Source organism: Streptomyces lycii (assembly GCF_009735685.1).
Taxonomy (GTDB): Bacteria; Actinomycetota; Actinomycetes; order Streptomycetales; family Streptomycetaceae; genus Streptomyces; species Streptomyces lycii.
On record NZ_WHPN01000365.1, the window covers coordinates 1 to 5,602 of the forward strand.

Consider the following 5,602-nt stretch of genomic DNA (forward strand, 5'->3'; position numbering starts at 1 on the left):
CCGGGCGCCCTCCCGGGTCCGGGACGCCGCCACCTGCCGGCGCGGGTGGCGGCGCAGGTATTCGCCCTCCAGCTGCGCCATCCGGGAGTTGTGGGCGTCCAGCGCGTCCGGAGAGCCGTGCAGCAGGGTCTCGTGCCGGGTGCGGTGGATGGTCTCCAGTTCCTTGAGCAACTGCGGTTCGTCGAGGTTGGCCGGGTCGACCCCGCCACCCCGCGGGCTTGCGTTCTCCATGACGCACTCCGTTTCCGCTCCGTGCGGTCCTATACGTCCCTCGCGCCGATACGTCTCCCGCGGCACGGCTCCCGCTCGCGCGACACGTGCTGTCCGTCCGAAGCGCGGCCGTGTTGCCGCGGATCCTTCGGGTACCCGCCCCTGACCACCGACACAGATCCGTTCGGAGGAAGCAATGGAACTCGCATTCCTCAGCCCGCTCGTCGAACGGCCCGGGCCGTGGGCGTCGGTCTACTTCGACACCACCCGGGCCTCGCAGTCCGCCGCCGCCGAGCAGGACCTCGCCGCCCGTGAGGCCTGCGACGAGCTGTCCCGGCAGGGCGCCGACGCGCACACCTGCGGAGCCGTCTACGACGTGCTGCGGGAGCTGCCCCGCACCGGCGCACGCGGGCAGGCGGGCCCCGGCGCGCCCGGGCAGGCCCTCTTCGCCACCGAGGGCGAGGTGGTCCTCTCCGTACCCCTGGGCGAGGCCCTGGAGAGCGGGCCGGAGGTGACCTGGTCCCCGCTGCCGCATCTCTCCCCGCTGCTGGAGCACCACGGCGAGAACCCGTCCTGCCTGGTCGCCTACATCGACCGGACGGGGGCCGACTTCGAACTGCGGGACGACCTCGGGCGCGCCTCCGCCGGCACCCGGCAGGGCACGCAGTGGCCGATGCACCGCACCTCGTCGGCGGACTGGGGCGAGCGGCACTGGCAGTTGTCCGTGGAGAACACCTGGGAGCACAACGCCGGGGAGATCGCCGACGCGCTGCGCGAGTGCTGGGAGGAGTCCGGCGCCGAGATGATCCTGCTCGTCGGTGACGCGCGGGAGCGGCGCGCCGTGCACGACCGGCTGCCGGAGCCGCTGCGGTCCCGGGCCGCGGAGGCCGAGCACAGCGGCCGGGCGCGGGGCGCGCGCACCGGACTGCTCGACGACGAGGTGGCCCGGGCCCGGGCCGACCGGGTGAGGGAGCATCTGGCCGAGGCGCTGGACCACTTCCGGGCCGGCCGGGCCCAGGCCGCGGGCAGCAACGTGGTGCACGACGCGGCTGAGGGCGTGCCCGCCCTGGTGGAGGCGGCACGCGAGCACCGCATCGCGTCCCTGATCCTGCGCGACGACGGCCCGGACCTGCACCGCGAGGTGTGGGTCGGCCGGGAGCCGGACCAGATCGCGGTGCGCCGCAGCGACATCCAGTACCTGGGCGACACCGAGCCGATCCCGGCGCGCGCCGACGACGCGCTGCTGCGGGCCGCCGTGGCGACCGGCGCCGAGGCGCTCACCGTGCACCGCCCGGAGGACGTGGACGGCGATCTCCCCGCGGGCGGGCTGGGCGCGCTGCTGCGCTGGCCGGCCGGCGAGGGAGAACGCCTGGAGGAGACCCGGTGACCGAGGCCCGCCGGGACCACCGGGACCACCGGGACCACCGGGACCACCGGGACCACCGGGACCACCGGGACCACCGGGACCACCGGGACCACCGGGACGAGGGAACCACAGCAGCGGAGGCAGACATGCAGCGAGGCAGCGACCGGCTCAACGTCCACCACGACGACGAGATGAAGCACCAGCTCCAGGGGATGCTGCGGTCCGGGCACCCCACGCGGGCCGAGGGCTGGCACGACCCGGAGCCCGAGGCCGACGACGACCCGGACATCGGCCACGGCCCCACCGGGCAGCCGGGGGACGCCGAGCGCGCGGACGAGGAACTGCGCTCGGAGCTGGCGCGCCACCTGGGGCGCACCCCCTTCCCCGGCAAGCGCGGGGCGCTGCTGCGCACCCTGCGCGAGCGGTACGCCCCGGACCGGCTGGTCGGCATGGTGGAGCAACTGCCCGACAACGAGACGTACGAGAACGTCCAAGAGGTCATGGCGGCCCTCGGGCGCAAGCCCAGGGCCTGACCGGCCGCCGTGAGGAAGGCGAACGCCATGGCACAGACCGTCGCAGAAGTCATGACGCCCGCGGTGACGGCCGTGCGCCCGGACGCCTCGCTGGTGGAGGCCGCCGAGCTGATGCGGATGCACGACATCGGTGATGTCCTCGTCGCGCAGAACGGCCGGCTGTACGGCGTGCTCACCGACCGGGACATCACCCTGCGGGCGGTCGCGGAGGGGGTCGACCCGCTGACGGTCAGCGCCCTCGCCGTGTGCACGCCGGAGCCGGTGACGGTCGGCCCCGACGAGTCGGTGGACGCGGCGGTGATGCTGATGCGGACCCACGCGGTACGGCGGCTGCCCGTCGTGCGCGACGGCCGGCCGCTGGGCATGGTGAGCATCGGGGACCTGGCGCAGGCCCGGGACCCCGGGTCGGCGCTGGCCGACATCAGCCGCGCCTCGCCCGACACCTGGCCGGTGCGGGCCGTCTGACCCACGGCCGGGCCGCCGCCGGCTGCTGCCCCTCACCCGCTGCCGCAGGCGGGACGGCGCCGCGCCGGGCGGCCCGGCCGGATTCCGGGGCGGTGCCCCGCCCGGCAGCGGGTACGTGTGTGCTCATGGACCAGGAGCAAGGACACCCCGTACGCCGATGGCTCGGCGCGGCGGACCGGGCGGCGTTCGCCCGCGTCGCGAACCGGCACTGGCCGGGCGCCGAGCGGGCGCTGCCCCGGCTGAGCCACAGCGCCAACCACGGACTGCTGTGGTTCGCCGCGGCGGCCGGCATGTGGGCGGTGGGCGACCCGCGGACCCGGCGGGCCGCCGTCCGCGGCGTGATGTCGCTCGCGCTCGCCTCCGCGACCGTGAACACCGTCGGCAAACGCGCCGTGCGCAGGAAGCGGCCGCTGCTGGACGGCGTCCCGGTGATACGGCAGTTGAAGCGGCAGCCCGTCACGACGTCGTTCCCGTCCGGGCACTCCGCGTCCGCCGCGGCGTTCGCCGTCGGCGCCGCGCTGGAATCGCGCCGCTGGGGAGCGGCGCTCGCGCCGGTCGCCGCCTCCGTCGCGTTCTCCCGGATCTACACGGGGGCGCACTACCCCAGCGACGTCCTGGCGGGCGCGTCCCTGGGGGCGGGCGCCGCCTTCGCCGTACGCGGCATGCTGCCGTCGCGTTCGCAGCTGCCGCCGCCCGCCCGGCCGCGGGCCGACGCGCCCGCGCTGCCGGACGGTGAGGGGCTGTACGTGGTGGTGAACCCGGCGTCCGGGGCGCAGCCGCAGGTCGCCGATCCGCTGCGGCAGCTGCGCACGGCGCTGCCGAAGGCGGAGGTCGTGCTGTACGAGCGGGAGGCGGGCCCGCTGGCGCTGGTGCTGGAGGAGGCGGCACGGGACGCCTCCGGGCGCGGCGGCGCGCTCGGCGTGTTCGGCGGCGACGGGACGGTCGGCGCGGCGGCGGCCGTGGCCCTGCGGTACGGCGTGCCGCTGGCGGTGCTGCCCGGCGGCACGTTCAACCACTTCGCGCAGGACCTGGGCGTGGAGACCGTGCAGGACGCGTGTGCCGCGGTGGCGTCCGGCAGCGCCGTCCGGGTGGACGTCGGACGGCTCACCCCGGCCGACACGCCGGGCGCGCTGCGGGAGCCGGTGTACTTCCTCAACACCTTCAGCCTCGGCTCGTATCCGGACCTGGTGCGGCTGCGGGAGCGCTGGTCGTCCCGGATCGGCGGCCCGGTGGCCACCCTGCTGGGAGCCGTGCACGTGCTGCGCACCTCCCGCCCGGTGACGGCCGTGGTCAACGGCCGCCGCCGCTCGTTCTGGCTGCTCTTCGCGGGCAACGGCGCCTATCGCAGCGTGGGGGTCGCGCCGGTGCGCCGCTACGACCTGGCCGACGGGCTGCTGGACGTGCGGGTGGCGCGCGGCGGGCGCTTCGCCCGCACCCGGCTCGTCGCGGCGGCGCTCACCGGCGCGCTGCGGCACTCCCCGGTGTACACGGCCACCCGTCCCCGGCGGCTGCGGGTCTCGGGACTCCCCACCGGTACGCACATGGCGTACGACGGCGAAGTGACGCCCGCACCCCCGGCGTTCGAGCTCGACAAGGTCGAGGAGGCGCTGGTCGTCTACCGCCCCGTCCCCGGGTGAGCGGGCCACCGCGCGACCGCGGATCCGCCGCCGCGGCCCGCCCGTCCCGTCCGCGGCCGGCCGGGCGGGCCGCTCCGGGGTTGTCCATGTATTGATACGCCACTCTCGCGATACGAGACGGCGGCGTAGGCTGGCGCCACCTGCCGACCGCCCCCCGCAGGCCGACGAGAGGGAGCACCGCCATGCCCGGGAACACCGCGCCGGAAGCCGTCTACACCCACGGCCACCACGAGTCCGTGCTCCGCTCGCACACCTGGCGCACCGCCGCCAACTCGGCCGCGTATCTGCTCGGCGAGCTGCGCCCCGGCCTGTCCGTCCTCGACGTCGGCTGCGGGCCGGGCACGATCACCGCCGACCTGGCCGAGGCGGTCGCCCCGGGCCCGGTGACCGCGGTGGACGCGGCGCCGGAGATCCTGGAGCACGCCCGGTCGGTGGCGGACGAACGGGGCCTGGCCACCGTCGGGTTCGCCGTCGCCGACGTCCACGCCCTGGACTTCCCCGACGACTCCTTCGACGTCGTGCACGCGCATCAGGTGCTCCAGCACGTCGCCGACCCGGTCGCCGCGCTGCGCGAGATGCGCCGGGTCTGCCGCCCGGGCGGGGTCGTCGCGGCCCGGGACTCCGACTACGCGGCGATGGCCTGGTATCCCGAGGTGCCCGCCCTCGACGACTGGCTGGCGCTGTACCGGCGGGTGGCCCGCGCGAACGGCGGCGAGCCCGACGCCGGCCGGCGGATGCTCGCCTGGGCCCGGCGGGCCGGCTTCACCGACATCACGGCCTCCGCCTCGGTGTGGTGCCACGCCACCGGTGAGGAGCGCGCGTGGTGGAGCGGACTGTGGGCGGACCGCACGGTCGCCTCCTCCTACGCGGGCCTCGCGGTGGGCGGCGGGCACGCCACCGCGGAGGAGCTGGAGCGGATCGCCGGGGGCTGGCGGGAGTGGGGCGCGTCCCCCGACGCCTGGTTCTCCGTTCCGCACGGGGAGATCCTCTGCCGCCCGGGAACGGCCCCGCGTTAGGCTCAACCCCATGGAGATCTTGGGGACTTCGCTGCGCGTGTGCGTGGCCGATCTGGACGCGGCCGTCGGTGTCTACGAGCGACTGTCCGGCGCCCGGGCGCAACGCTTCGAGCAGGGCGGTGTGTCGGTCGCCGCGGTCGGCCCGTTCCTGCTGATGAGCGGCTCGGAGGCGGAGTTGGAGGTGCTCCGCAAGGTGTCCGCGACGATCGCCGTCAAGGACGTCGAGGAGGCGCAGCGGGTGCTGGTGGAGGTGGGCGGCCGGGTGCTGGCGGGCCCGCTGCCGAACGCCGCGGGCCGGACACTGCTGGCCCTGCACCCGGACGGCTCCGTGTTCGAGTACGTCGACCGCAACGGCGCGCGGTAGGGCGTCCGGGC

General features: G+C 76.0%; 7 protein-coding genes. 6 read left to right on the forward strand and 1 reads right to left on the reverse strand.

Annotated features, from left to right (window positions below):
* The coding region (locus tag GCU69_RS24295) for a DUF6158 family protein (RefSeq protein WP_156207185.1) at positions 1-231 on the reverse strand (231 nt) is incomplete at its 3' end.
* A gap of 175 nt (positions 232-406) precedes the next feature.
* Here GCU69_RS24295 and GCU69_RS24300 point away from each other — a divergent pair.
* The 6 genes from GCU69_RS24300 (at position 407) to GCU69_RS24325 (ending at position 5,591) form a co-directional block, all read left to right on the forward strand.
* Entirely contained in the window at positions 407-1,597 is a 1,191-nt protein-coding gene (locus GCU69_RS24300) for a baeRF2 domain-containing protein (RefSeq protein ID WP_098754391.1), read from the forward strand.
* The gene (locus GCU69_RS24305) at positions 1,594-2,109 is read left to right on the forward strand and encodes a DUF2795 domain-containing protein (protein WP_328630017.1); all 516 of its coding nucleotides are present in this window, start codon (positions 1,594-1,596) and stop codon (positions 2,107-2,109) included. The genes GCU69_RS24300 and GCU69_RS24305 overlap by 4 nt, the downstream gene beginning before the upstream one ends.
* Before the next feature lie 27 nt (positions 2,110-2,136).
* Positions 2,137-2,574: a CBS domain-containing protein gene (locus tag GCU69_RS24310; RefSeq protein ID WP_098754390.1), complete on the forward strand. Its 438-nt coding sequence runs from the start codon at positions 2,137-2,139 to the stop codon at positions 2,572-2,574.
* Positions 2,575-2,699: 125 nt separating this feature from the next.
* On the forward strand, positions 2,700-4,211 hold the full coding sequence (locus GCU69_RS24315) for a bifunctional phosphatase PAP2/diacylglycerol kinase family protein (protein WP_098754389.1): 1,512 nt from the start codon (positions 2,700-2,702) through the stop codon (positions 4,209-4,211).
* Positions 4,212-4,393: 182 nt separating this feature from the next.
* The gene (locus tag GCU69_RS24320; RefSeq protein ID WP_156207186.1) at positions 4,394-5,227 is read left to right on the forward strand and encodes a class I SAM-dependent methyltransferase; all 834 of its coding nucleotides are present in this window, start codon (positions 4,394-4,396) and stop codon (positions 5,225-5,227) included.
* Positions 5,228-5,237: 10 nt separating this feature from the next.
* Entirely contained in the window at positions 5,238-5,591 is a 354-nt protein-coding gene (locus GCU69_RS24325) for a VOC family protein (RefSeq protein WP_098754387.1), read from the forward strand.
* Positions 5,592-5,602: the final 11 nt, after the last annotated feature.